Annotated in this window: 18 protein-coding genes; 3 read left to right on the top strand and 15 right to left on the bottom strand. The window is 70.8% G+C overall.

Going from position 1 to position 21,649, the window contains the following annotated elements; all coding sequences use genetic code 11:
• Nucleotides 1–14: 14 nt before the first annotated feature.
• From hfq to dusB, 7 genes are all read right to left on the bottom strand, one after another.
• Entirely contained in the window at nt 15–269 is a 255-nt protein-coding gene (gene hfq / locus AC3AOF_RS23285) for an RNA chaperone Hfq (protein WP_048429571.1), read from the bottom strand.
• Between the two features lie 284 nt (nt 270–553).
• The gene (ntrX, locus tag AC3AOF_RS23290) at nt 554–1,924 is read right to left on the bottom strand and encodes a nitrogen assimilation response regulator NtrX (RefSeq protein WP_236988667.1); all 1,371 of its coding nucleotides are present in this window, start codon (nt 1,922–1,924) and stop codon (nt 554–556) included.
• Between the two features lie 128 nt (nt 1,925–2,052).
• Nucleotides 2,053–4,362 (bottom strand): sensor histidine kinase, encoded by a 2,310-nt coding sequence (locus AC3AOF_RS23295; protein WP_488346645.1) that lies wholly within the window; start codon nt 4,360–4,362, stop codon nt 2,053–2,055.
• Nucleotides 4,363–4,467: 105 nt separating this feature from the next.
• A complete protein-coding gene (locus AC3AOF_RS23300; protein ID WP_236988665.1) occupies nt 4,468–4,905 on the bottom strand; it encodes a Ros/MucR family transcriptional regulator in 438 nt (145 codons plus the stop codon).
• 789 nt (nt 4,906–5,694) lie between these two features.
• Entirely contained in the window at nt 5,695–7,149 is a 1,455-nt protein-coding gene (gene ntrC, locus AC3AOF_RS23305) for a nitrogen regulation protein NR(I) (protein WP_236988664.1), read from the bottom strand.
• Between the two features lie 5 nt (nt 7,150–7,154).
• Complete coding sequence (locus AC3AOF_RS23310) at nt 7,155–8,315, bottom strand: two-component system sensor histidine kinase NtrB (protein ID WP_442919236.1); 1,161 nt, start codon at nt 8,313–8,315, stop codon at nt 7,155–7,157.
• Entirely contained in the window at nt 8,312–9,385 is a 1,074-nt protein-coding gene (gene dusB / locus AC3AOF_RS23315) for a tRNA dihydrouridine synthase DusB (RefSeq protein WP_488346646.1), read from the bottom strand. The genes AC3AOF_RS23310 and dusB overlap by 4 nt, the downstream gene beginning before the upstream one ends.
• 687 nt (nt 9,386–10,072) lie before the next feature.
• Between dusB and AC3AOF_RS23320 the strand changes: the two genes are divergently transcribed.
• Both AC3AOF_RS23320 and AC3AOF_RS23325 read left to right on the top strand, forming a co-directional pair.
• On the top strand, nt 10,073–11,296 hold the full coding sequence (locus AC3AOF_RS23320; RefSeq protein WP_442919235.1) for a bifunctional 2-C-methyl-D-erythritol 4-phosphate cytidylyltransferase/2-C-methyl-D-erythritol 2,4-cyclodiphosphate synthase: 1,224 nt from the start codon (nt 10,073–10,075) through the stop codon (nt 11,294–11,296).
• Nucleotides 11,293–11,793 carry a CinA family protein gene (locus tag AC3AOF_RS23325; RefSeq protein ID WP_236988661.1) on the top strand — a complete coding sequence of 167 codons (501 nt, stop codon included), beginning with the start codon at nt 11,293–11,295 and terminating at the stop codon, nt 11,791–11,793. Before AC3AOF_RS23320 ends, AC3AOF_RS23325 begins: the two co-directional genes overlap by 4 nt.
• Before the next feature lie 254 nt (nt 11,794–12,047).
• On the opposite strand, the gene AC3AOF_RS23330 is transcribed toward AC3AOF_RS23325, so the two are convergent.
• From AC3AOF_RS23330 to AC3AOF_RS23355, 6 genes are all read right to left on the bottom strand, one after another.
• Entirely contained in the window at nt 12,048–12,998 is a 951-nt protein-coding gene (locus AC3AOF_RS23330) for a bifunctional helix-turn-helix transcriptional regulator/GNAT family N-acetyltransferase (protein ID WP_488346647.1), read from the bottom strand.
• A gap of 50 nt (nt 12,999–13,048) precedes the next feature.
• Complete coding sequence (locus AC3AOF_RS23335) at nt 13,049–13,423, bottom strand: response regulator (protein ID WP_488346648.1); 375 nt, start codon at nt 13,421–13,423, stop codon at nt 13,049–13,051.
• A gap of 4 nt (nt 13,424–13,427) precedes the next feature.
• A complete protein-coding gene (locus AC3AOF_RS23340) occupies nt 13,428–14,939 on the bottom strand; it encodes an RAD55 family ATPase (protein WP_236988658.1) in 1,512 nt (503 codons plus the stop codon).
• Nucleotides 14,940–15,006: 67 nt separating this feature from the next.
• Nucleotides 15,007–15,795, bottom strand: a complete 789-nt coding sequence (locus tag AC3AOF_RS23345; RefSeq protein WP_488346649.1) for a sensor histidine kinase — start codon at nt 15,793–15,795, stop codon at nt 15,007–15,009.
• Between the two features lie 230 nt (nt 15,796–16,025).
• Complete coding sequence (locus AC3AOF_RS23350; RefSeq protein ID WP_236988656.1) at nt 16,026–16,490, bottom strand: hypothetical protein; 465 nt, start codon at nt 16,488–16,490, stop codon at nt 16,026–16,028.
• A 166-nt stretch (nt 16,491–16,656) separates the two neighbouring features.
• The gene (locus tag AC3AOF_RS23355) at nt 16,657–17,196 is read right to left on the bottom strand and encodes a hypothetical protein (RefSeq protein ID WP_236988655.1); all 540 of its coding nucleotides are present in this window, start codon (nt 17,194–17,196) and stop codon (nt 16,657–16,659) included.
• Nucleotides 17,197–17,895: 699 nt separating this feature from the next.
• Between AC3AOF_RS23355 and AC3AOF_RS23360 the strand changes: the two genes are divergently transcribed.
• Nucleotides 17,896–19,548 carry an MFS transporter gene (locus AC3AOF_RS23360; protein WP_488349041.1) on the top strand — a complete coding sequence of 551 codons (1,653 nt, stop codon included), beginning with the start codon at nt 17,896–17,898 and terminating at the stop codon, nt 19,546–19,548.
• A 266-nt stretch (nt 19,549–19,814) separates the two neighbouring features.
• Here AC3AOF_RS23360 and AC3AOF_RS23365 read toward each other — a convergent pair whose 3' ends face one another.
• Nucleotides 19,815–20,081, bottom strand: coding sequence for a hypothetical protein (locus AC3AOF_RS23365; RefSeq protein ID WP_488346650.1), 267 nt, complete (start codon nt 20,079–20,081; stop codon nt 19,815–19,817).
• Nucleotides 20,082–20,406: 325 nt separating this feature from the next.
• The gene (locus AC3AOF_RS23370) at nt 20,407–21,621 is read right to left on the bottom strand and encodes an MFS transporter (RefSeq protein ID WP_488349042.1); all 1,215 of its coding nucleotides are present in this window, start codon (nt 21,619–21,621) and stop codon (nt 20,407–20,409) included.
• Nucleotides 21,622–21,649 lie beyond the last annotated feature (28 nt).

Raw genomic sequence — 21,649 nt, forward strand, 5'->3', positions numbered from 1 at the left:
CCAGGCCTGGGGTATTAGGCCTTCTCGGCCCCCTCCTCGCCCTGCTCGAACAGCTGCACCGGATGGCCGGGCATGATCGTCGAGATCGCGTGCTTGTAGACCAGCTGCGAGTGGCCGTCGCGCCGCAGCAGCACGCAGAAGTTGTCGAACCAAGTCACGACACCCTGCAACTTCACACCGTTGACCAAAAAGATCGTCAGCGGAATCTTGTTCTTGCGAACGTGGTTGAGGAAGGTGTCCTGCAGATTCTGAGCGCGTTCGCCCGCCATTCTTCTTGTCCTTTGAACCCGCTGCCAGTCCTGTCGACGGGTCGGTCCGTGTTGTCGTTATGCGGGAGGCGCGGCGCGCCGCCCCGGGAGCCGGCCGCTCCATTACACGGTGAAGCTCGTCCGGGCGCAAGTGCAGACTGGCCGCAGGGGAAGTCCCCGGCCACCGAACCTGCCGCATCCGGCTCGTGCTCGCGATCCTGTCGCGCCCCGGCCACAGGCCGCCCTAGCAGAAGGACCCGAGCTTGGCACTCACAAATGTGGGATCGAGCGGGTCGTCATCCTCGTCAGGCACCGATGCCCAGCGACTTGAGCTTCCGGTGCAGGGCCGAGCGCTCCATGCCGATGAACTCGGCGGTGCGGGAGATGTTGCCGGAGAAGCGGGCGATCTGGGCCACCAGGTATTCGCGCTCGAAGATCTCGCGGGCCTCGCGGAGCGCCAGGCTCATCAGCTTCTCGCCGCCGGCGCCGCTCGGGGTAGTGGGTACGAGCGCGCCGACCTCGCTCGGCAGCATCTCGGTCGTCACCTCGGTCTCGGGGTCTCCTTGCGTCAGGATCATCAGCCGCTCGACGTTGTTGCGCAGCTGGCGCACGTTGCCGGGCCAGTCGTGCGATTGCAGCACCGCCATGGCGTCGGCGGCGATGCGCCGTTGCGGCAGGCCGGTGGCGCCCGAGATCTGCTCCATGAAGAACGTGATCAGCTCCGGCACGTCCTCGCGCCGCTCGGCGAGCGAGGGCACCCGGATCGGTACCACGCTCAGGCGATGGAACAGGTCCTCGCGGAAGCGCCCGCCGGCGATTTCCTCCGCGAGATCGCGCGACGACGACGAGATGATCCGCACGTCGACATGGACCCGGGTGGTGCCGCCGACGCGCTGGAAGTTCTGGTCGACGAGGACCCGCAGGATGCGGTTCTGGGTCTCGCGGGGCATGTCCGCGACCTCGTCGATGTAGAGGCTGCCGCCATGGGCTTCTTCCAGCGCGCCGACCCGGCGCGGCTTGCCGTCGGCCGCCTCGACGCCGAACAGCTCGGCCTCCATCGTGTCGGGGGTGATCGTCGCGGCGTTGATCACCACGAAGGGCCCGTTGGCTCGCGACGAGGCGGCGTGGATGGTGCGGGCCGAGAGTTCCTTGCCCGAGCCCGGCGCGCCCGAGATCATCACCCGGGCGTTGGTGGGCGCGACGCGCTCGACGGTCTGGCGCAGCTGGTTGGCCGCCACCGAGGCGCCGACGATGCGGCTCGCCTGGCCCGACCGCGCCTTGAGGTCGCGCACCTCGCGCTTGAGGCGCGAGGCCTCCAGCGCCCGCTCGGCAACCAGGATCAGCCGGTCGGCCTTGAACGGCTTCTCGATGAAGTCGTAGGCGCCCGCCTTGATCGCCGAGACCGCGGTCTCGATGTTGCCGTGGCCCGAGATCATCACCACCGGCAGGTCCGGGGCCTGGGCCTTGATCACGTCGAGCACCTGGAGCCCGTCGAGGCGCGAGCCCTGGAGCCAGATGTCGAGGAAGACGAGGTGCGGGCGGCGCGCCTCGATCGCCGCCAGCGCCTCGTCGGAGGAGCCGGCGGTGCGGGTGCGGTGGCCCTCGTCGTCGAGGATGCCGGCGACGAGCTCGCGGATGTCGGCCTCGTCATCGACGATCAGAATGTCGGCGCTCATGGCTCAGGGCCTCCCCGCGGCGTGGGCGGCGGTCCTGACGGCCCCGCGGCACCCCGTGCTGTATCGAAAATGGCTGTGATGAAGACGGCAATTCGAAGGGCGCCGCTCCCGGCAAGGGCGGGCCCGCGTCACGCAGCGGGCTCCGGCGACGTCTCCGGAGACCGCGCGGGCCGGGCCGGGGTCCCGCCGCCTGCCGGCGGCTCGTCGCGCCGCATCTCGCGCAGGACCCGCATCCGCACCTGCCCGCCGCGCCCGCGCGGGTTGTCGTTCAGCTCGATGCCGCCGCCGTGCTCTTCCAAGACCTTGCTCACGATCGCCAATCCGAGGCCCGTGCCCCCCTCGCGGGTGGTCATATAGGGTTCGAGCAGCCGCTGGCGCCCTTCCTGCGGGAATCCCTTGCCGGTATCGGTGATCTCGATCACCGCGGCCTCGCCCTCCTCGTAGAGGCGGACCGCGACCAGGCTCTCGCCCCGGGTCTCTTCCGGCACCGCCTGCACCGCCTCGACGGCGTTCTTGAGGATGTTGGTGATCGCCTGCGACAGGAGCCTGGTGTCGAAGGCGGCGCTGACCCGGGCCTCGCCCTCCTCCAGCGTGAAGGTCACGTCGGGATGGGCCACCCGCATCATGAACAGGTTCTGCTTGACGATCTCGGTCAGGTCGTTGCGGGCGATCGCGGGCTTCGGCATCCGGGCGAAGGACGAGAACTCGTCCACCATCCGCTTGATGTCGTCGACCTGGCGCACGATCGTGGCGACGCACTGTTCGAAGATTTCCTTGTCGGCGGTGATCGCCTTCCCGTACTTGCGCCGGATGCGCTCGGCCGAGAGCTGGATCGGGGTCAGCGGGTTCTTGATCTCGTGGGCGATGCGGCGGGCGACGTCGGCCCAGGCCGAGGTGCGCTGCGCCGTGACGAGGTCGGTGATGTCGTCCAGCGTGACGACGTAGCCCCGGTCGCCGTCCTGCGACTGCTCGCTGGTGGTCCGCACGTCGATGGTGCGCTCGCGGCCGTTGCGGGCGATCTGGATCTGCTGCTGGGTCGGGCGGGCGCGGGAATCCCCCGGCAGGCCGCCGAGCTCCGGCATCACCACTTCCAGGGGCTGGCCGACGAGGTCGGCGACGGAGCGCCCGAGCATGCGTTCCACCGACGGATTGGCGATGGTGATGATCCCGCGTCCGTCGACGCCGATGACGCCGGCCGGCACCCCGGCCAGCACCGCCTCGGTGAAGCGGCGGCGGCTGTCGATCTGCTCGCTCTGCTCGATCAGGGTGGTGCGCTGGCGGCTCAGCTCCTGGGTCATCTTGTTGAAGCTCTCGCCCAGGTGCTGCAGGTCGCCCTCCGTCTTCCGGAACGGGACCTGGGCGTAGTAGTTGCCGGACGCGACCTGGTCGGCGGCGTTGATCAGCCGGCGGATCGGCGCCACGAAGCGATTGGCGAAGTTGAGCCCGAACCACACCGCCGAGAGGAGCGCGATGAGCGCGATCAGCGCGAACATCGTCGCAAAGGCGATCTGCACGCTGCGCCGCCCGGCATCGATGGTCAGGAACTCGGTCGCGGCGGCCCGCGACACGCCCGGGAACTCGACCGCGAGCCGCGTCACCTCGCGCTCGACCAGCAGGAAGGCGTCGTCGTAGGCCGGCAGCCGCATCAGCGTGCCGAAGACCCGCCCCTCCCGCGGCAGCAGGCAGGTGGCGTCGGCGGATTTCGACGCTTCCTCGAAGTCGCTGGCCGAGGGCAGCGGCGGGTCCTTGAGGATGTCGATATTGGCCCGCGCCACGGTCTCGGTCGGCGAGCGCATGATCCGGGCGATCGGCAGGCCGAGCGAGGCGGCCCGCGCCGTGAGGAAGCTCTCGAACCAGGCCCGCTCGACGTCGAAGGCGGGGCGCGCCCGGGTGAGGTCGTCGGAGAGGATGCGGGCCTCGCGGGCGAGGCTCTGGCACTGGTTGGTCAGGTAGGCGTCGGCCACGTCGACCGACATCAGCACGACGTTGCGCATCCGGTCGGAGAACCAGGGCGACAGGCCGCGCTCGAGCGTGATCGACGCCACCACGGCGAGCAGCACCGTCGGCAGGGTCGCGATCAGGCTGAACAGGCCGACGATGCGGGTGTGGAGCCGGGCGGCGGCGGCGTTGGTCTGCCGGGCGCGCAGGAAGACCCGCGCCTCCCAGGCGATCACCACGACGAGCAGCAGCACCAGGGCGACGTTGCTGAGCAGCAAGGCCACCACCACCGTGTGGGTCGGCGCGATCGCGGTGGCGCCGACCAGGATCAGGAAGGTGGCGAGCGCCAGCGCCAGGGCGACAATGACCGCGAGCGCACCGAACCAGCCCGGACCCCGCGGCGCGGCGTCCTGAATCGACCCGGGCGGGAGCGCCCGGGCGGTGTGGCCGGCCGCGCCGGAGGGGGGCGCTGGAGCCCGGGGGCGACGTGTGAACAGCATCCGTGGTGCAAGGCCACTACAGTGTGGCGAAATTAATACGGATGCCGGCGCGGCGACAATCGGAGCCGGCGGCCGCGCCGTCCGGCCCGTGGCCGATGGCGCGCGTCAGGCGGCCCGGTCCGGTCGTGGGCGGCGGACCACCGGCTTCTGGCCCAGCCCGATGCTCTTGGCGAGCTCCGAGCGTTGCGCGGCGTAGTTGGCGGCGACCATCGGGTAGTCCGGCGGCAGGCCCCACTTCTGGCGGTAGGCCTCCGGAGTGAGACCGCGGCCGGCGAGGTGGCGCTTCAGCGTCCGGTACCGGCGCCCGTCCTCCAGGCTGATCAGGTAGTCGGGCGTGACGGTCTTCTTGATCGGCACCGGCGGGGTCAGCCGCTCGGGCTCCGCCGGGGCGGCCGAGCCGAGCCGGGCCATCGCCTCGTGGACGCTGCGGATCAGGCTCGACAGCTCGCCCACCGGCACGCTGTTGTTCGACACGTAGGCCGAGACAATGTCGGACACCAGGCCGATCATCTGAGGCGTTTCGTCGTGGTCAACTGAACTCATTGCGGTCCTCGAGAAGTGCGGGCCCCCGTCCGAGGTGATGGATGTTACGCCAGTCTCCGTCAACTGCAAGGTGTCGCGATCAACACAAGAGACGGCACTGGATTATCTCTGCCGCTTTTCCAAAGGTCAGACGACCTGACCGGCGCCGCCGACCGCGCCGCGCCGCGGAGCACCGCTGGAAGACGACCATGGCGGAAAAGTCCTTTTCCGCCATGGGTTTGCCGGGACAATCGAGGGTGTGGGGCAAAGCAGTCGACGGATGTGCGGGCCGGTCCGTCTTTCACTTAAGAATTGATAAAAACAACGATCCGATACGTTGCGGGATCGTCGAGCCACCCCAGAAAGTCCAATCCGGGCCCGAATCCATCGGCCGCCGCGGCGGGGCCGGACCTGTCGAAACCGCGAGGGGGCGCCACGATGTCTGTCGCACCTATTCTGTCCCGCGATGCCGTGATGTCTTCGCCAGACGATGCGAAGTGTTCCGGCGACGAAGACAGGTTATTCGACTTAAGGTTGTGCGGTCGTTTCGCCGCGACGACGCGGCTTCACGGCGCGGCGTCGAAACGAGATCATGGTCAGGCCCGCGCCGACGGTGTCGCAGCGCGAATTCGCAGTGCGCCGGGATCGGACGGGGGTGAAGCCAAAAACGGGCCAAATCAGGTCCCCGCCGCTCCGGTTTTGCCGGATTATCCCGTCCCGGCGGTGCGGAGGAGAGGCGATGCGCCCGGATGCGTCGAAACGCCGCGTAAATTCCACGGTGGAAGGGCCGGCCGCCGACCGGCCCGATCCTCACCGCGGGGTGCGGAAGACCTGCAGGTCGAGGTCGCGCACCTTCTTGCGCAGGGTGTTGCGGTTCACGCCGAGCAGCTCGGCGGCGCGGATCTGGTTGCCGCGGGTCGCCGCGAGCGCCGCGCCGATCAGCGGTCCCTCGATCTCGCGCAGCACGCGGTGGTAGAGGCCGGGCGGCGGCAGCGTGTCCCGGTAATTGGAGAAATACTCCGACAGGTGCCGCTCCACCGCCGCCGACAGGCCCTCGGCTTCCGCCCCGCCCTTGCGGCTCCCGGCTTGCGCGGGGGCGGCGAGCGGCAGGGTGTCGAGCTCGGCCTCGATCACCGGGCCGGTGATCGTCTCCTGCGGGTAGAGCGCCGCGAGGCGCCGCACCAGGTTCTCGAGCTCGCGCACGTTGCCGGGCCAGCGGTAGCGCTTGAGCTTCTCCATCGCGTCGCCGTCGAGCTGCTTGCGCGTCAGGCCCTCGCGCTCGACCAGCACGAAGAAGTGGCGCACCAGGTCCGGCACGTCCTCGGAGCGCTCGCGCAGGGCCGGCAGGCGCAACGGCACGACGTTGAGGCGGAAGAACAGGTCCTCGCGAAAGATCCCCTGCTGGATCGAGACCCGCAGGTCCTTGTTGGTCGCCGCGATGATGCGGACGTTGGTCTTGATCGGCACCCGGCCGCCGACGGTGGTGTACTCGCCCTGCTGGAGCACCCGCAGCAGCCGGGTCTGGGCCTCCATCGGCATGTCGCCGATCTCGTCGAGGAAGAGCGTCCCGCCCTCGGCCTGCTCGAACCGGCCGGCCGAGCGCGCGGTGGCGCCCGTGAACGCCCCCTTCTCGTGGCCGAACAACTCGGATTCGATGAGGTCGCGGGGGATCGCCGCCATGTTGACCGGCACGAACGGGCCCGAGCGGCGCCGGCCGTAATCGTGGAGAGCCCGCGCCACCAGTTCCTTGCCGGTGCCGGATTCGCCGGTGATCATCACCGTGAGGTCGGTCGGCATGAGGCGGGCCAGCGAGCGGTAGATCTCCTGCATCGCCGGCGAGCGGCCGACGAGCGGGATGTCCTCGTTCTCCGGCGGGGCGCCCGGGGAAGCGGCGCCGCGCGGGCGCGACAGGGCGCGGCCGACGATCGCCGTCAGCTCCTTCAGGTCGAAGGGCTTGGGGAGATACTCGTAGGCGCCGCGCTCGGAGGCGCGGATCGCCGTCATGAAGGTGTTCTGCGCGCTCATCACGATGATCGGCAGGTCCGGCCGCACCCGCTTGATCCGCGGCAGCAGGTCGAAGGCGTTCTCGTCGGGCATCACCACGTCGGTGATGACGAGGTCGCCCTCCCCTTGCGCCACCCAGCGCCACAGGGTGGCGGCGTTGCCGGTCGAGCGGACCTCGTAGCCGGCGCGCGACAGCGCCTGGTTGAGCACGGTGCGGATGGCGGCGTCGTCGTCCGCCACGATGATGTGTCCGTTCGGCATGGCGCTCACTCGGTCTCGGCGGAGGATTCGCGCCCGTCGCGGGCATGCGACATCGGCAGGAGGACGCGGAAGGTGGTGCGGCGGGGGGCGGGGTCGCACTCGACGATGCCGCCATGGTCGCCGACGATCTTGGCCACCAGCGCGAGGCCGAGGCCGGACCCCTGCGCCTTGGTGGTGACGAAGGGGTCGAACAGGTCCGGCAGGAGCTCGGCGGTGACGCCGGGTCCGTTGTCGCGCACCGCCACCTCGATCGGCAGGCTGACCCGCTCGCGCGAGCCCGGCACCTGGAGGCGAAGCCCCGTCCTGAAGGCGGTCGACAGGATGATCTCGCCGTCGACCGCGTCGGCGCCGATCGCTTCCGCCGCGTTCTTGACGAGGTTGAGGATGACCTGGATCAGCTGGTCGCGATTGCCGAGCACCGGCGGCAGCGAGGGATCGTAATTCTCGACGAAGCGGATGTGGCGAGCAAAGCCCGACTGGGCCGAGCGCTTCACCTGGTCGAGGACGCCGTGGACGTTGACCGGGCCGCGCTCGACCGGGCGCTCGTCGCCGAAGAGTTCCATCCGCTCGACGATGCGCACGATCCGGTCGGATTCGTCGCAGATCAGCCGGGTCAGGAGGCGATCGTCCTCGGCGGCCGATTGTTCGAGGAGCTGGGCCGCGCCGCGGATGCCGGCGAGCGGGTTCTTGATCTCGTGGGCGAGCATCGCGCCGAGCGCCACCATCGAGCGGGCGGCGCCGCGATGGGTGAGCTGGCGGTTCATCTTGTCGGCGATGGTGCGCTCCTGGAGCATCAGCACCACGAGGTCGTCGTCGAGATGGGTCGCGAACACGTCGACGCTGCGCTCGACGCCGGTGCGCGGCGAGGCCAGTTCCACCCGGTATTCGCTGACGCTGGCCCGGCGGCGGCGCACCTCGTTCACCAGCGCGATGATCGGCGAGGAGAACGGGATGATGTCGCGCAGGCGCTGGCGCTGCATCATCCGGCGCGAATAGTCGAAGAAGTGCTCCGCCGCCATGTTGACCTGCATGATCCGCTCGTCCGGGCCGATGGTCAGGACGGGCAGCGGCAGGGCGTTGATGATCATCTCGCTCGTCGGGTCGCTCATGAACGAGGCCTTCCGGGTGCGGGCGGCAAGGGGGGCTGGCGCATCGCTCATCCTCATGCGGCCTGATGCTCAGGCCGTGCGGCCCGCGATGCGAACCGTGCGGCCGGTGCGTCGAAGGCGCGCCGCAGCAGCCGCGCGGCCTCGTCCGGGTCGGTGGTGGTGACGAGCCGGGTCCGCTCGGGTGCTTCGAGCCCGCCGGCATGGTCGGCATAGGCCGCGAGGTGCTTGCGAGCGTGGCGCACGCCCATCCGGGCGCCGTAGAGCGCGAGCAGCCCCTCGTAATGCTCGGCGGCGAGCTCCGCCTTTGCCGCGGCGTCGGGCTCGGCGACCGTCTCGCCGGTGAGCCCCGCCGCGATGGCCGCGACGAGCCAGGGCCGCCCGACCGCCGCCCGGCCGATCATCACCGCGTCGGCGCCCGACGCGGCCAGGCAGGCCCGGGCATCGGCGAGGCTCGCGACGTCGCCGTTGGCGACGACCGGGATCGCCACCGCGTCGCGGACCGCACGGATCGCCGCCCAGTCGGCCCGGCCGGTATAGAATTGCTGCCGGGTGCGGCCATGCACCGTGACGGCGGCGTAGCCGAGCCGTTCGGCCCGGCGCGCCAGGTCCGGGGCGTTGCGGGTGGCGTCATCCCAGCCGAGCCGCATCTTGACGGTGACCGGCACCGACACCGCCTCGCGCACCGCCGCGAGCAGGCGCTCGGCATGGTCGAGGTCGCGCATCAGGGCCGAGCCGGCCTGGCCGCCGGTCACGGCTTTCGCCGGGCAGCCCATGTTGACGTCGATCACGTCGGCGCCGTTCGCCTCGGCAAGCCGCGCGCCCTCCGCCATCCAGCCCGGGTCGCAGCCGGCGAGCTGGACGATGTGGGGAAGCACGCCCTCGCCCTCGGCCCGCAGGCGCGCCTCCTCGGTGCCGCGGGCGAAATCCTCCGCCGCCACCATCTCGGACACGGTCGCGGTGGCCCCCAACCGGCGGGCGATGCGGCGCATGTGCAGGTCGGTCACGCCGGACAGGGGTGCCAGCAGCGCCCCGCGCGCGCGCGTTGCCCCTGCGGACAGGGGTCCTCTTGGCAGCGCTGCCGGCCCGGCCCCCGGGGCCCATGCGCTCAAATAATGGTCAGTCGTCATTGTGCACAGCAAATAGCCAAAACCTGGTCGTACGCAAGCGCGTTCGGGCTTCGATCCCCGAATTGCCTGCGAAATGGGTGGTGAGTGACCCCGGCCTTGAGCCGCCGGTCCGTGCGCGGTGGCGTTCCGCGGCGGCTCGCGCCTGTGCCGGGCAGGATAAGGGGGCATCACGGCGGAATGGAAGCGGCGGCGCCCGGACTTTGCTGCGTTGCGGGATGGCGGCCGGACCCGAGCCGGTCCCGCACCGTGCGCAATCCCGGATTCTGACCGTCGCAAGGCGGTCCGGAAACAAGAATGGCGCGGGACCCCCCCTCTCCCCGCGGGCGGGGAGAGGGCCGTGCCGCCGTTCAGGGGGCGCGGCGAGCCCGAAGGGCGAGGGTGAGGGGGGTTCGACGAGTGAGGCTCCTCCGGAAACACCCCCTCACCCTCGCTCCGGCTTGCGCCTCCGCTTGCCATGTCTCCTGAACGGAGACACGGCCCTCTCCCCGCCCGCGGGGAGAGGGGGAAACCCGCGCCTTCTCCTCCTCCCGGACAGCCCTGCGACCAACGTGGGAGCAACGACCGGATCGCTCCGAAAGAACCCGCCCGGATCCGGTTTTCTTCCGACGCGGCACTCCCCTTCCCCTGGTGCATTTGCCTCGACGGACCGCCCCGGCTAATGAGCGGGCAATCCCGGGAGCGACCTCTTTGACATTTCCCCAGATCGCCGCGGTGGTCGTCGCCGCGGGGCGCGGCATCCGCGTCGGCGGCGACACGCCCAAGCAATATCGCCGCGTCGGCGGCCAGGCGGTCCTGACCCGGACCCTGGCGGCGCTCGCCGCCCATCCGGGCCTCGCGCGGATCCAGGTGGTGATCGCCCCGGATGCCGCCGCCTTCTACGACGAGTGTGTGGGCGACCTTCCCCTGGCGGCCCAGGCCAAGCTCGCGCGGCCGACCGAGGGCGGCGCCACCCGGCAGGCCTCCGTGCGGGCCGGGCTCGCGGCGCTCGCCCGGGAGGGTGCCCCCGACCTGGTGCTGGTGCACGACGCGGCCCGTCCCTTCGTCGATGCAGGCCTGATCGACCGGGCGATCGCGGCGGCCGAGAGCCACGGCGCCGCCGTGCCGGGCGTACCGGTGAGCGACACGATCAAGGTGGTCGAGCCGGACGGCCGGGTGCGCGAGACGCCGAAGCGCGAGGATTTGCGCGCGGTGCAGACCCCGCAGGCGTTCCGGTTCGCCCTTCTCCACGAGGCACATGGGCGCGCGGCGGCGGAGGGGCTCGACGGCTTCACCGATGACGGCGCGCTCGCCGAATGGGCCGGCCTGCCGGTGGCGGTCTTCCCCGGAGACCTGCGCAACCGCAAGATCACCCAGGCCGCCGACCTCGTCGAGGCCGACCGCGCCTTCACGTCTCCCTCCGAGAGCGATCCCGCCATGACCCTCCTGACCCGCCTCGGCACCGGCTTCGACGTGCACGCCTTCACGGAGGGCGACCATGTGTGGCTCGGCGGCGTGCGCATCCCGGCCGATCGCGGCGTGCTCGCCCATTCCGACGGCGACGTGGTGCTGCACGCGCTGACCGACGCGATCCTCGGCGCGCTCGCCGACGGCGATATCGGCGTGCATTTCCCGCCGAGCGACCCGCGCTGGCGCGGCGCCTCCTCCGACCAGTTCCTCGCCGATGCGGTGCGGCGGGTGACCGAGCGCGGCGGGGTGATCGACCACCTCGACATCACGGTGCTCGCCGAGGCGCCACGGATCGGCGCCCATCGCGAGGCGATCCGCACCCGGATCGCCGAGATCGCAGGCGTGCCGCTCTCGGCGGTCTCGATCAAGGCGACGACGACGGAAAAGCTCGGCTTCGTCGGCCGGGCCGAGGGCCTGGCGGCCCAGGCCGCCGCGACCATCCGCCTGCCGGAGGCGCGCGCGTGATGTTCGATGCCGCCCTCGTCACCCGGGCGAGCGTGCTGATCGCCGCCTATCGCGAGCGCCAGGCCCGCCTCGTCACCGCCGAATCCTGCACCGGCGGCCTCGTCGCCGCCCTGCTCACCGAGGTGGCGGGCTCCTCCCTGGTGGTGGAGCGCGGCTTCGTCACCTATTCCAACGAAGCCAAGGCCGAGATCCTCGGCGTCGACTTCAACCTGATCTCGGCCCACGGCGCGGTGAGCGAGCCCGTGGCGCGGGCGATGGCCGAAGGGGCGCTCGCCCATTCCCGTGCCGACGTGGCGCTCGCCATCACGGGCATCGCCGGTCCGAGTGGTTCCACACCGACGAAGCCCGTGGGTCTCGTCCATTTCGGCCTCGTCGCCGCCGGCCGGGCGACCCGGCACATCGAGCGCCGCTACGGCGATCTCGGCCGCTCCGAGGTCCGGCGCTGCGCCGTCGAGGACGCGCTGGGCTTCCTGGAGATGGCACTGGAGAAGGTGTGAGGCAGCACCCCCATACGATGTCCGCTTGATCCATTCGAAGAAAGATAAAGCGCATCTCCCCTCTCCCGTGTGGGAGAGGGACCGGGGGGTGAGGGTGGCTCGGGTTCCGCAATGATCCTGAAGTGTCGAGCTGAGCAGCTTGACGCTCTCAGCTTTACACGGAAGCGCGCCACCCTCACCCCTACCCCTCTCCCACACGGGAGAGGGGATTCGGCGCTTTATTTGTCTTGGAGCGGATCGGGCGGGAAACTGTACTACAGGTCCAGCATCCAGGTCTCGCCGACCAGATCCTGCCCGAACGACCGATGCGGCGCGCTCTCCACCAGCCGGAAGCCCGCCTCGGCGTAGATCCGCCTCGCCGCACCCAGCACGTCGTTGGTCCACAACGTGAGCTGCCGGTAGCCGCGCTCCCGGGCGCCCGCGATGCAGGCCGCGGTGAGGCGCCGGCCGAGGCCCTGGCCGCGGGCGGAGGGCTCGACGTAGAGCAGGCGCAGCTTGCCCACCGTCTCGGAAGCGGGCCCCGCGCCCGCGGAGGCGGGCGCCAGGAAGACGCTGCCCGTCACCTCTCCCGCTTGCTCGGCGATCCAGGCCCCGGCCCGCGCGGGATCGAAGTCGCGCACGAACGCCGCCAGGATCTCGGCCACCAGGGCCTCGAAGGTCAGGTCGAAGCCGTATTCGGTGGCGTAGAGCAGGCCCTGGCGGTGGGCGATCCAGCCGATGTCGCCGGGCCGCAGGTCTCTCAAGATGGCCGGGCGCTCCGGCGGATCGCCGAGGAGCCGGCGCACCCGCGCCATGGCGCCGACGAGGGCCGCCCGGTCGGCGCAGGGCAGCCGCGCCAGCAGCGCCTCGACCTCCGCCCGCGAGGCCTCGTTCAGCGGCGCGAAGGCGGCCTGTCCCTCCGGCGTCAGGGCCAGGACCTGGCGCCGCCCGTCATCGGCGGCGGCCCGGCGGGTCAGGAGGCCCTGTTCCTCGAAGCGCTTGAGCAGGCGGCTGAGATAGCCGGCATCGAGGCCGAGATCCTGGCCGAGGACCGAGGCGGTCAGGCCATCGCGGTGGGCGAGCTCGTAGAGCACCCGCGCCTCGGTGAGCGAGAAGGCGCTGCGGTGCAGCCCCTCCTCCAGGAGGCCGATCTGCCTCGTGTAGAACCGGCCGAAGGCCCGCATATCCGCGACCATCGCCGCCTCGACCTCACCCTCGCGCATCATCGATCCGCCTCCCGTCCAGGGCGGCAGGGTCGCCGACATGATTGACTGAGTCAACTATCTTTGGAGGGTCCCGGCAGCAAGGCCGCCACGAGGTCGTGGACCTGGCGGATCCGGAACGGCTTGCGCAGGCAGACGGCGTGGCCCGACGCGCGCTCGCGCACGGTGGCTTCCGGCATCGAGCTCATCAGCACGACCGGGATCCCCCGCGTCTGCGGATCGTCGCGCAAGGCCGCCAGCATCGCCGGCCCGTCCATCACCGGCATCATGAAGTCGAGGAAGATCAGGTCGGGCCGGGCTGCGGCGACGCGGGCGAGGCCCTGTCGTCCATTGGCGGCGGTGACCACCGTATGACCGTCGTCGGAAAGGACGGCATCCAGCAATTCGGCGATGCCGAACTCGTCGTCCACGATGAGCACCGTCGCCACGGGCCTACTCCCCGCCGTGGCTCGATGCGTCGCGGTCGGCCAGGATCGCCTCGGCCCGCTCGGGGCCGTCGTCGATTGCCAGGCCGCCGGGGCGGATGTCGAAGATCCGCAACCGGGGATCGATCCGGGCGTCCCGGGCCTTGGCGACGGCGACCAGGCGGTGGACGCCGGAGCGCAGGACACAGGAGCGCATCAGCACCACGTTCTCGGCGACGCTGGAGGTCTGCCGCAGGGAGGGAGCGCCGGAGGGAGCATCCAGGAAGGTGCCGCGCAGGTCGGTCTCTCGGGTGTACATCGCCGTCACGCCCAGCGCCCTGAACTCCGCCGTGAGGGCGGCGAAGATGCGGACGATGCGGTCCTGATCTCCGGCGATCCGACACATCGCGTCCAGACCGTCGATGAACACGCGCCGGACCCCCCGGTTCCGGATCGTCCCCAGCAGATCGGTGCAGATCTCGTCGATCAGCCCCTCGGTGGCGGGCTGCCACATCACCCCGACCCGGCCGTCCCCGATCAGGCCGGCCACCGGCAGGTCGAGGGCCCGCGCCTTGGCGAGGATCGCGGCCTCGCTCTCGTAGAAGCCGCAGAGCAGCCCCGGCGCCCCCGGATCGGCGCCGAGGAACTGCAGGCCGAGCGTGGTCTTGCCGATACCGGAGGGGCCGCCGACGAGGGTGGTGGAATGGTGCGGCAGGCCGCCGCCCAGCATCGCGTCGAGGGAGGGCGACCCGGTGGTGAGGGGGGCTCCCTCGACGTGGTCGCGCCGGCTCGGCAGCCGCAACCGCGCCTCGATGCGCGGAAACACCCGGATCCCGTCATCGGTGATGCGGACGCTGTGGCGCCCGCGCAGGAAGCCGCTGCCGCGGAACTTGCGCACCTCCAGTTCGCGCTCCGCCCGCCAGCCGCTGAACCGGCTCGACAGGGCGATGAGCCCGTCCACCATCGTGTGCTCGGCCGCCACCATGTCGGCCCCGGCCGAGGCGCTGGTGAGGAGGAGCGCGGTGGCGCCGGTGGCGGCGGCCTGGGTCTGCAATTCGTGGATGAAGGTCTTGAACTCGAGGGTCGAGGCGGCGCTCTCCTCCGCCGCCACCAGGCCGTCGAGGACGAGGAGGCTCGCCTCGCGGATCGCGATCTCCCGGCGCAGCAGGGTCAGGAGGCCGGCCAGCCCCTCGTCCTGGAGGGTGCGGAAGGCGCTCAGGTACGTGATCCGGTCGGGGATCAGGCCGGCCCGGAAGAAGCCGAGCGGCGCGATGTGGCCGAGCATCCGCGAATGGCTCTCGGCGAGCAGCGTGACGTAGAGCGCCCGGTGCTCCGGCGAGGCGCCCGCATGCGAGCCGGCAGGCGAGGCGCCTGCATGCGTATAGCAGGCCTGGTTGCCGAAGATGGTCTTGCCTGAGCCCGGCGTGCCCTGGACGATGTAGACGCCGCCGCGAAACAGCCCGCCGCCGAGGATGTCGTCGAGCCCGGCGATTCCGGTCGGAACCCGCTCGAGTTCCCCGTAGGCACCGGCCTGTCCCATGCTGGGTTCCGCCCCCGTCATGTCGTACTCTCTCGCCGGCTCTCGGCTGTTCGCGATCGTGGATCGCCTACGCGTGGAGGGGAAGCGTTACCGTGAAGGTCGCGCCTTCGCCAGGGCGACTGTCGAGCGAGACGCCGCCGCCCATCGCCTCGGCGAGGCGGCGCACCAGCCACAGGCCGACCCCGAAGCCGGCCGGCGCCAGGCTGGGATCGCCCACCGCCCGCTCGAAGCGCTCGAAGATCCGGGCCTGGTCGGCTTGCCGGATGCCGATGCCGCGGTCGCTCACCCGGATCCGCGCCACGGCGCCGTCCCGCAGACCTGAGACCGTGATCGCGCTGCCGTCGCCGTACTTGATCGCGTTGGTGACCAGGTTGTCGAGGATCTGGTCGAGGGCGAGGCGCTCGCAGGACAGCACCAGGTCGTCCGGCACCGAGACCGTGACCGCGCTGCCGGCATGGGCCGCCATCGGGCTCAAGGACGCCATCACCTCCGCCGCCACCTCGGCCAGCGGCACGGGGGCGGCGAGCAGCGCCAGCTGCCCGGCCTGGACCCGGGACACGTCGAGGAGGGTCGTCGCCCGGCGGACGTAGCGCTCGACGAGCCAGCGCAGCTGCGCCAGCCCCTGCGCCACCCGCCCCTCCGGCGCCTCGCGCTCCGAGGTCGCCAGCAGCCGCTCGACCTGGCCGAGGATCGGGGTCATCGGGTTGCGCAATTCGTGCGCCACGCCGGCCAGGAAGGCGTCGCGCTCGGCCAAGGCCCGGCGCAAGGTCTCGACCTCCCGCCGCAGGGCGGCAGCCTCGTCCGGGGCCGGCAAGGCGGCCTCGGCCGGATCGGACATGTCGGCGCGCAGCCTCATCGGCTCGTGCGAGGGCGCGGACGCCTGGTGCGAGCGGGAATCCGGCTCTGCGGCGGCGGCGCGGGGGCTTGGGTCGGCATCACCCGTCCGCCATAACAAATCGCGGCCGCACAGGCGAGCGCCCGCGGCCGCTATACCGGTTCTTGCATCCTACCGCCGCGGTATGCCCGTAACCGGCACGACGGGTCCGCTACCGCCGCGGCCGGTTTCCTACCGCCGCGGCCGGTTTCCTACCGCCGCGGCGCCTGGACGGAGATCACCCGGGCGCCGCCGACCTGGCGCTCGCCGCCGTTGATGACGTAGAGGACCGGATCGGCCTTCGGCTGGGGCGGGATGCCGGCGACGGTCGGGATGCCGTAGGTGCCCTCGCCCCAGGCGGAGGGAACGAGTTCGCTCGGCCGCGGCAGCTTGAAGTACGGCTCGGCGACGAGGCCGGGCTCCAGCACGCCGTTCGCACCGTAGACGCCGAGGGGCGCGGCGAAGGTGGTGCCGCCATAGGCGGCGAAGCGCCGTCCATGAAAAGCACCGCCCCGGCCGTGCCGCCCGCGGACGTCGTAGATCGCGGCGCGGCCGCCTTGCACGGGCGCGAAATGAGGACGCGCGCTCGGGCCCCCGGGGCCGCGCAGCGGCTGCGCCTCGGCGCCGGCGCCCACCAGGGTGGCGGCGAGGGTGAGGACGATCAGGTCGCGACGCATGATGTGTCTTCCCGGCTCCCGGCACTGGCTCGAGGATCAATGCCGGGGTGCCATCCTCGTTCCCACGGGGGAGCTGCGCCAGCCGTGGCAGAGTGCGGATGCCCGGGGGCCGGGGTCTGCAACCCGACCGGATCGATCATGCGGATAGCCGCCGGGGCGGCGGCGGTCATTGCGTGGCCTGCGCTGTCGCGCGGACCGTGAACTTGTAAGCACCCACCAGCGCGAGCACCGTCGCGAGGATGTCGATGCGCCGGGGGATCTCCGGCACGGAGACCATCGCCGCATCGGCCAGGACGAGCACCGCGAACGCGGCCGCCCAGACGAGGGTGATGGTGCGGTTGACCTGCCGGAATGGCGCGGTACCCCAGACCTCCGGCGGCGTCGTCTCCCGCGCATACTGGAGCGTGAACGGCTGCCCGATCGCCAGCGACGCGAGCACGATGAGGAGCAGACCCGCATCGACGACGAGGCGCACCGCCGGGATCGTCCATGATTGCCCCGTGACCCGCGTGTAGACCGCCAGGCCGGCGAACAGGACGAGCGTGCCGACCTCCAGGATCTTGAAGGATCGATGGCGGACCAGGCGGTCCCGCAGGAGGAGGGCGGCGGCGACGGCCGCTCCCGCCCACAAGGCCGCCGCGACGTGATCGAGATGGATGAGGATCGCGAAGGCGAAGAAGGGTGCGAAGCTCGCGAGCAGATTCATGATGGCACCACGCGTCGCGGTCCGTCGCCGTAAGTGCCGCGATATTCGGCGATACAGAATTCTGCTGGATCGTGAAATTGCACCCTTCGAAGGATTGCTTCGGGGCGCGAGCGGAGCCGCCTGCCGTCGAGCCGACGGGTCTTTTGGCTCCAGGTCACGGCTCGACCCTGCGGAGCGCCGCTCGCGGCCTCCGGCACAAGGCCCCGATCCGTTCACGAGAGGTCGTGCAGGGCCTTGCCCGTGGGGGGACGAATCGCGAAATCCGAGAAGGCGATGCGCCGGAACGCCGGACACCATCGGGCATGAGGCCCGTTTGGCAATGCCCGCCTTCCGTCTGCGCCCCGCGTCATGCAACCCGTCATCGTGCAACCACGCCTCTTGGAGGCGAGCCGATCGCGGTTCGGGCCCCCGACGGAAGTCTCACGACCTAAGTCTCACGACGAATTGTCGGATGGGCCGCGACGCACGGCTGGCTTAACGATTCGTGTCGGCGGCGGATCACGCGCGAGCGGGCGGTTCCCATCCCCCCGCCCGGCGCAAAAGGCGCCGCCACCCGGTTCACCTGAAACGCGACGACCTCGACGCGGCGAAGATTCGCGCGGGCGACGCGTGCCGTCCCTTACGGAAACGCCCTCACAGGAGGAACACCCCATGGCAAGCTCAGCCGCCCTCGGGCAAAGCGGCGATGCCGCGCGCCCGATGACGCGGGAGGAGAAGAAGGTCATCCTGGCCTCCTCCCTCGGCACCGTGTTCGAGTGGTACGACTTCTACCTCTACGGCTCGCTCGCCGGCATCATCGGCGCGCAATTCTTCTCGTCCTACCCGCCGGCGACCCGGGACATCTTCGCGCTGCTCGCCTTCGCGGCGGGCTTCCTGGTGCGGCCGTTCGGCGCCCTGGTGTTCGGGCGCGTCGGCGACATCGTCGGGCGCAAATACACCTTCCTCGTCACCATCCTGATCATGGGCCTGTCGACCTTCATCGTCGGCATCCTGCCCAATGCCGCGCAGATCGGCATCGCGGCGCCGATCATCCTGATCGTGCTGCGCCTCGCGCAAGGGCTGGCGCTCGGCGGCGAGTATGGCGGGGCGGCGACCTACGTCGCCGAGCACGCCCCGCAGGGACGGCGCGGCTTCTATACCAGCTGGATCCAGACTACGGCGACGCTCGGCCTGTTCCTGTCGCTGATCGTGATCCTGGCGGTGCGCTCCTTCACCGGCGAGGCCGCCTTCGCCGAATGGGGCTGGCGCATCCCGTTCCTGGTCTCGGTGCTGCTGCTCGGCATCTCGCTCTGGATCCGTCTCCAGCTCAGCGAATCGCCCGCCTTCCAGCGCATGAAGGACGAGGGCAAGACCTCCAAGGCCCCGCTGACCGAGGCCTTCGGCCAGTGGCGCAACGCCAAGATCGCGCTGATCGCGCTGCTCGGCCTCGTCGCCGGCCAGGGCGTGGTCTGGTACACCGGCCAGTTCTACGCCCTGTTCTTCCTGCAATCGATCCTGAAGGTCGACGGCTACACCGCCAACCTCCTGATCGCCTGGGCGCTGCTGCTCGGCACCGGCTTCTTCGTGGTGTTCGGCTGGCTCTCGGACAAGATCGGCCGCAAGCCGATCATCCTGGCCGGCTGCCTGATCGCGGCGCTCAGCTTCTTCCCGGTGTTCAAGCAGATCACCACGCTGGCCAACCCCGCCCTCGAGAAGGCGATCGAAAACGTCAAGGTCACGGTCGTCGCCGATCCGGCCCAGTGCGGCAGCCTGTTCAACCCCGTCGGCACACGGGTGTTCTCGGCGCCCTGCGATCTGGCCCGCGACTACCTCGCCAAGTCCTCGGTGCGCTACTCCACCGAGGCCGCCCCGGCCGGCCAGCCGACGGTCGTGCGGATCAACGGTACCGAGGTCCCGTTCGCGGCGGGCGCTCCGGCGGCGGAGTTCAACAAGGCGGCGGCGGGCGCGCTCCAGGCGGCGGGCTACCCGAAGGCGGGCGACGCGCAGGTCGTCAAGATGGCGAACCCGTTCGACATCTTCCGGCCGCAGGTGGCCGGCGTGATCGGGCTGCTGTTCGTCCTCGTGCTCTTCGTCACGATGGTCTACGGCCCGATCGCCGCGGCCCTGGTCGAACTGTTCCCGACCCGGATCCGCTACACCTCGATGTCCCTGCCCTACCATATCGGCAACGGCTGGTTCGGCGGCCTGCTCCCCGCCACCGCCTTCGCCATGGTGGCCCAGACCGGCGACATCTATTACGGCCTCTGGTACCCAATCGTCATCGCGCTGATGACCTTCGTGCTTGGCCTGCTGCTGGTGCCCGAGACCAAGGACCGGGACATCTTCGACGAGCGGGACACCGCCGCGCACTGAAGTCGAGGATGATGGACTAAAGAGGGGCGCCCGCGGCGAAGGCTGCGGGCGCCCCTCTCGTTTTCCGGGCATCCCCGCAGGGGGAAACGCCGCTCTCGTCCTCGACGTCATCCCGGGGCCCGGCGCAGCCCGGAACCCGGGATGACTCGGAGGGGTTCAGGACCGTCGCGCAAAGTCGGGACCAGCGATGGCAAGGAAACGGCCCATCCACGAAAAAAGGCCCGCCTCACCGAGACGGGCCCCGAACACCGTTCAGGCGCGTGCGGTCACCGGCAGGTCGTCACCCGCCGCACGATCCAGCCCTCTCCGTCGACGAACAGCTTCTTGCGCGAGGTCGAGCACTGGGCGTCGTCGGCCTCCGTGGCGGGCGTGGCGACGCTCGATGTCGCGGCGACGTCGCGGGTGGTGCCCGATGCGGCCTTCGGCGCCTTGTCGACCGCGGGCGCGGCGCTCGCAGAGAGCGGGGCGCCGGCCGTGACAACGGCGGCCAGAAGGGTGAGCAAGGGCAGTCGGGCGCAGGAACGCGCACGCATGATCGGTGATCCCATCGGTTGAAGGCCGTGCGGCACGTCCGGCGACGTCGCTCCGGGGCCGCTGTCTCTCTTGCCATGGATAAGTCGCCAGGGCTCGAAGAGTTGCGTGATCGAAGCGTGTCGGTTGCGAAAACGGTAAACACGGGCATGCGACGCCGCGGTGACATTTCGCACCACGGCGCTGATTGGCTGGAGTGACCGCATCGCTTGATTGATGCCGGATCGTGGTGGAACTGCAATGGACTTCGAACGGCCGAAATCCCGGCGGGTTCCTGCCGCAGTGTCGCCCAGTCGAACCGGGCCTCGACTGGGGCCGCCCCTGGCGTCAGGCGAGCGCCTGCCGCCCCTGCCCCGCCCGGCGCTGCACCAGCCAGAGCGAGATGGCGACGTTGAGCAGGTTCCAGCCGATCCCGTTGGCGAAGGCCGCCGCGTAGGAGCCGCTGAGATCGAAGATCACGCCCGAGAGCCAGCCGCCGAGCGCCATGCCGAACAGGGTCGCCATCAGGACCACCCCGACCCGGCCCCCGGCCTCGCTCGCCGGAAACAGCTCGCGCACGATGATCGCGTAGGCCGGCACGATGCCGCCCTGGAACAGGCCGAACAGGGCCGAGATCACGTAGAGCGAGGTCAGCCCGTCGAAGGCGAGGTAGAGCAGCAGCGCCACGCCCTGGAGCACCGAGCCGACCAGCAGCGTCGGCAAGCCACCGATCCGGTCGGCGAGGAAGCCGGAGGCGACCCGGCTGACGATGCCGAATCCGAGCATCAGGGACAGCATCTCGGCGCCCCGGGCGACGCCGTAGCCGAGATCGCCGCAATAGGCGACGATGTGGACCTGCGGCATCGACATGGCGACGCAGCAGGCCAGCCCCGCCACCACCAGCAGGCCCTGGAGGACGGAGGGCGGCAGGCCGAGCGTGCCGCCCGCCCCCGCGATCCTGCCCCGTTCGACGCTCGCCACCGGCGGACGCCGGCGCAGCAGCAGGGCGAGCGGCAGCATGGTGGCGAGGCAGAACAGGCCGATGCCGGCTTGCGTGGCGCGCCAGCCATGGGCCGACACCGCGTGCTGGACGAGCGGCGGCCAGATCGTGCCGGCGAGGTAGTTGCCCGCGGCGCAGATCGAGACCGCGATGCCGCGCCGGCGCGCGAACCACAGCGAGATGTCGGCCATCAGCGGCCCGAAGGCGGCCGACGAGCCCAAGAGCCCGATCAGGATCCCGTGCGCGAGCGCGAACTGCCACAGGCTCGTCGAGAGCGCGGTGGCGCCGTAGCCGAGGAACAGGCACACCCCGCCGAGCACCAGCGGCGCCAGGATGCCGAACCGGTCGGCGAGCCGCCCCATCAGCACGCCGCCGAAGGCGAAGCCGACCATCGTGAGGGTGTAGGGCAAGGCGGCGGCCCCCCGGGCGGCGCCGAATTCCGCCTGCACCGCGGGCAGCACCACCACCACCGACCACATGCCGACGCCGCCGATGGTGGAGAGCAGCACGGCGACGACGAGGCGGCGCCAGGCGGCGGCGGAATCGAGCCCGTCGGCGGGCATCGCAGGGGTCGGCACGGGCGCGTCCTCG

The organism is Methylobacterium sp. 142-1Y (genome assembly GCF_057747795.1).

What these genes read in the sequence shown, in the direction of transcription:
- hfq (WP_048429571.1), bottom strand. Translation starts at nt 269, where the DNA reads ATGGCGGGCGAACGCGCTCAGAATCTGCAGGACACCTTCCTCAACCAC.
- ntrX (WP_236988667.1), bottom strand. Translation starts at nt 1,924, where the DNA reads ATGAGCGCCGACATTCTGATCGTCGATGACGAGGCCGACATCCGCGAG.
- AC3AOF_RS23295 (WP_488346645.1), bottom strand. Translation starts at nt 4,362, where the DNA reads ATGCTGTTCACACGTCGCCCCCGGGCTCCAGCGCCCCCCTCCGGCGCG.
- AC3AOF_RS23300 (WP_236988665.1), bottom strand. Translation starts at nt 4,905, where the DNA reads ATGAGTTCAGTTGACCACGACGAAACGCCTCAGATGATCGGCCTGGTG.
- ntrC (WP_236988664.1), bottom strand. Translation starts at nt 7,149, where the DNA reads ATGCCGAACGGACACATCATCGTGGCGGACGACGACGCCGCCATCCGC.
- AC3AOF_RS23310 (WP_442919236.1), bottom strand. Translation starts at nt 8,315, where the DNA reads ATGAGGATGAGCGATGCGCCAGCCCCCCTTGCCGCCCGCACCCGGAAG.
- dusB (WP_488346646.1), bottom strand. Translation starts at nt 9,385, where the DNA reads ATGACGACTGACCATTATTTGAGCGCATGGGCCCCGGGGGCCGGGCCG.
- AC3AOF_RS23330 (WP_488346647.1), bottom strand. Translation starts at nt 12,998, where the DNA reads ATGATGCGCGAGGGTGAGGTCGAGGCGGCGATGGTCGCGGATATGCGG.
- AC3AOF_RS23340 (WP_236988658.1), bottom strand. Translation starts at nt 14,939, where the DNA reads ATGGGACAGGCCGGTGCCTACGGGGAACTCGAGCGGGTTCCGACCGGA.
- AC3AOF_RS23345 (WP_488346649.1), bottom strand. Translation starts at nt 15,795, where the DNA reads ATGAGGCTGCGCGCCGACATGTCCGATCCGGCCGAGGCCGCCTTGCCG.
- AC3AOF_RS23350 (WP_236988656.1), bottom strand. Translation starts at nt 16,490, where the DNA reads ATGCGTCGCGACCTGATCGTCCTCACCCTCGCCGCCACCCTGGTGGGC.
- AC3AOF_RS23355 (WP_236988655.1), bottom strand. Translation starts at nt 17,196, where the DNA reads ATGAATCTGCTCGCGAGCTTCGCACCCTTCTTCGCCTTCGCGATCCTC.
- AC3AOF_RS23360 (WP_488349041.1), top strand. Translation starts at nt 17,896, where the DNA reads ATGACGCGGGAGGAGAAGAAGGTCATCCTGGCCTCCTCCCTCGGCACC.
- AC3AOF_RS23365 (WP_488346650.1), bottom strand. Translation starts at nt 20,081, where the DNA reads ATGCGTGCGCGTTCCTGCGCCCGACTGCCCTTGCTCACCCTTCTGGCC.
- AC3AOF_RS23370 (WP_488349042.1), bottom strand. Translation starts at nt 21,621, where the DNA reads ATGCCCGCCGACGGGCTCGATTCCGCCGCCGCCTGGCGCCGCCTCGTC.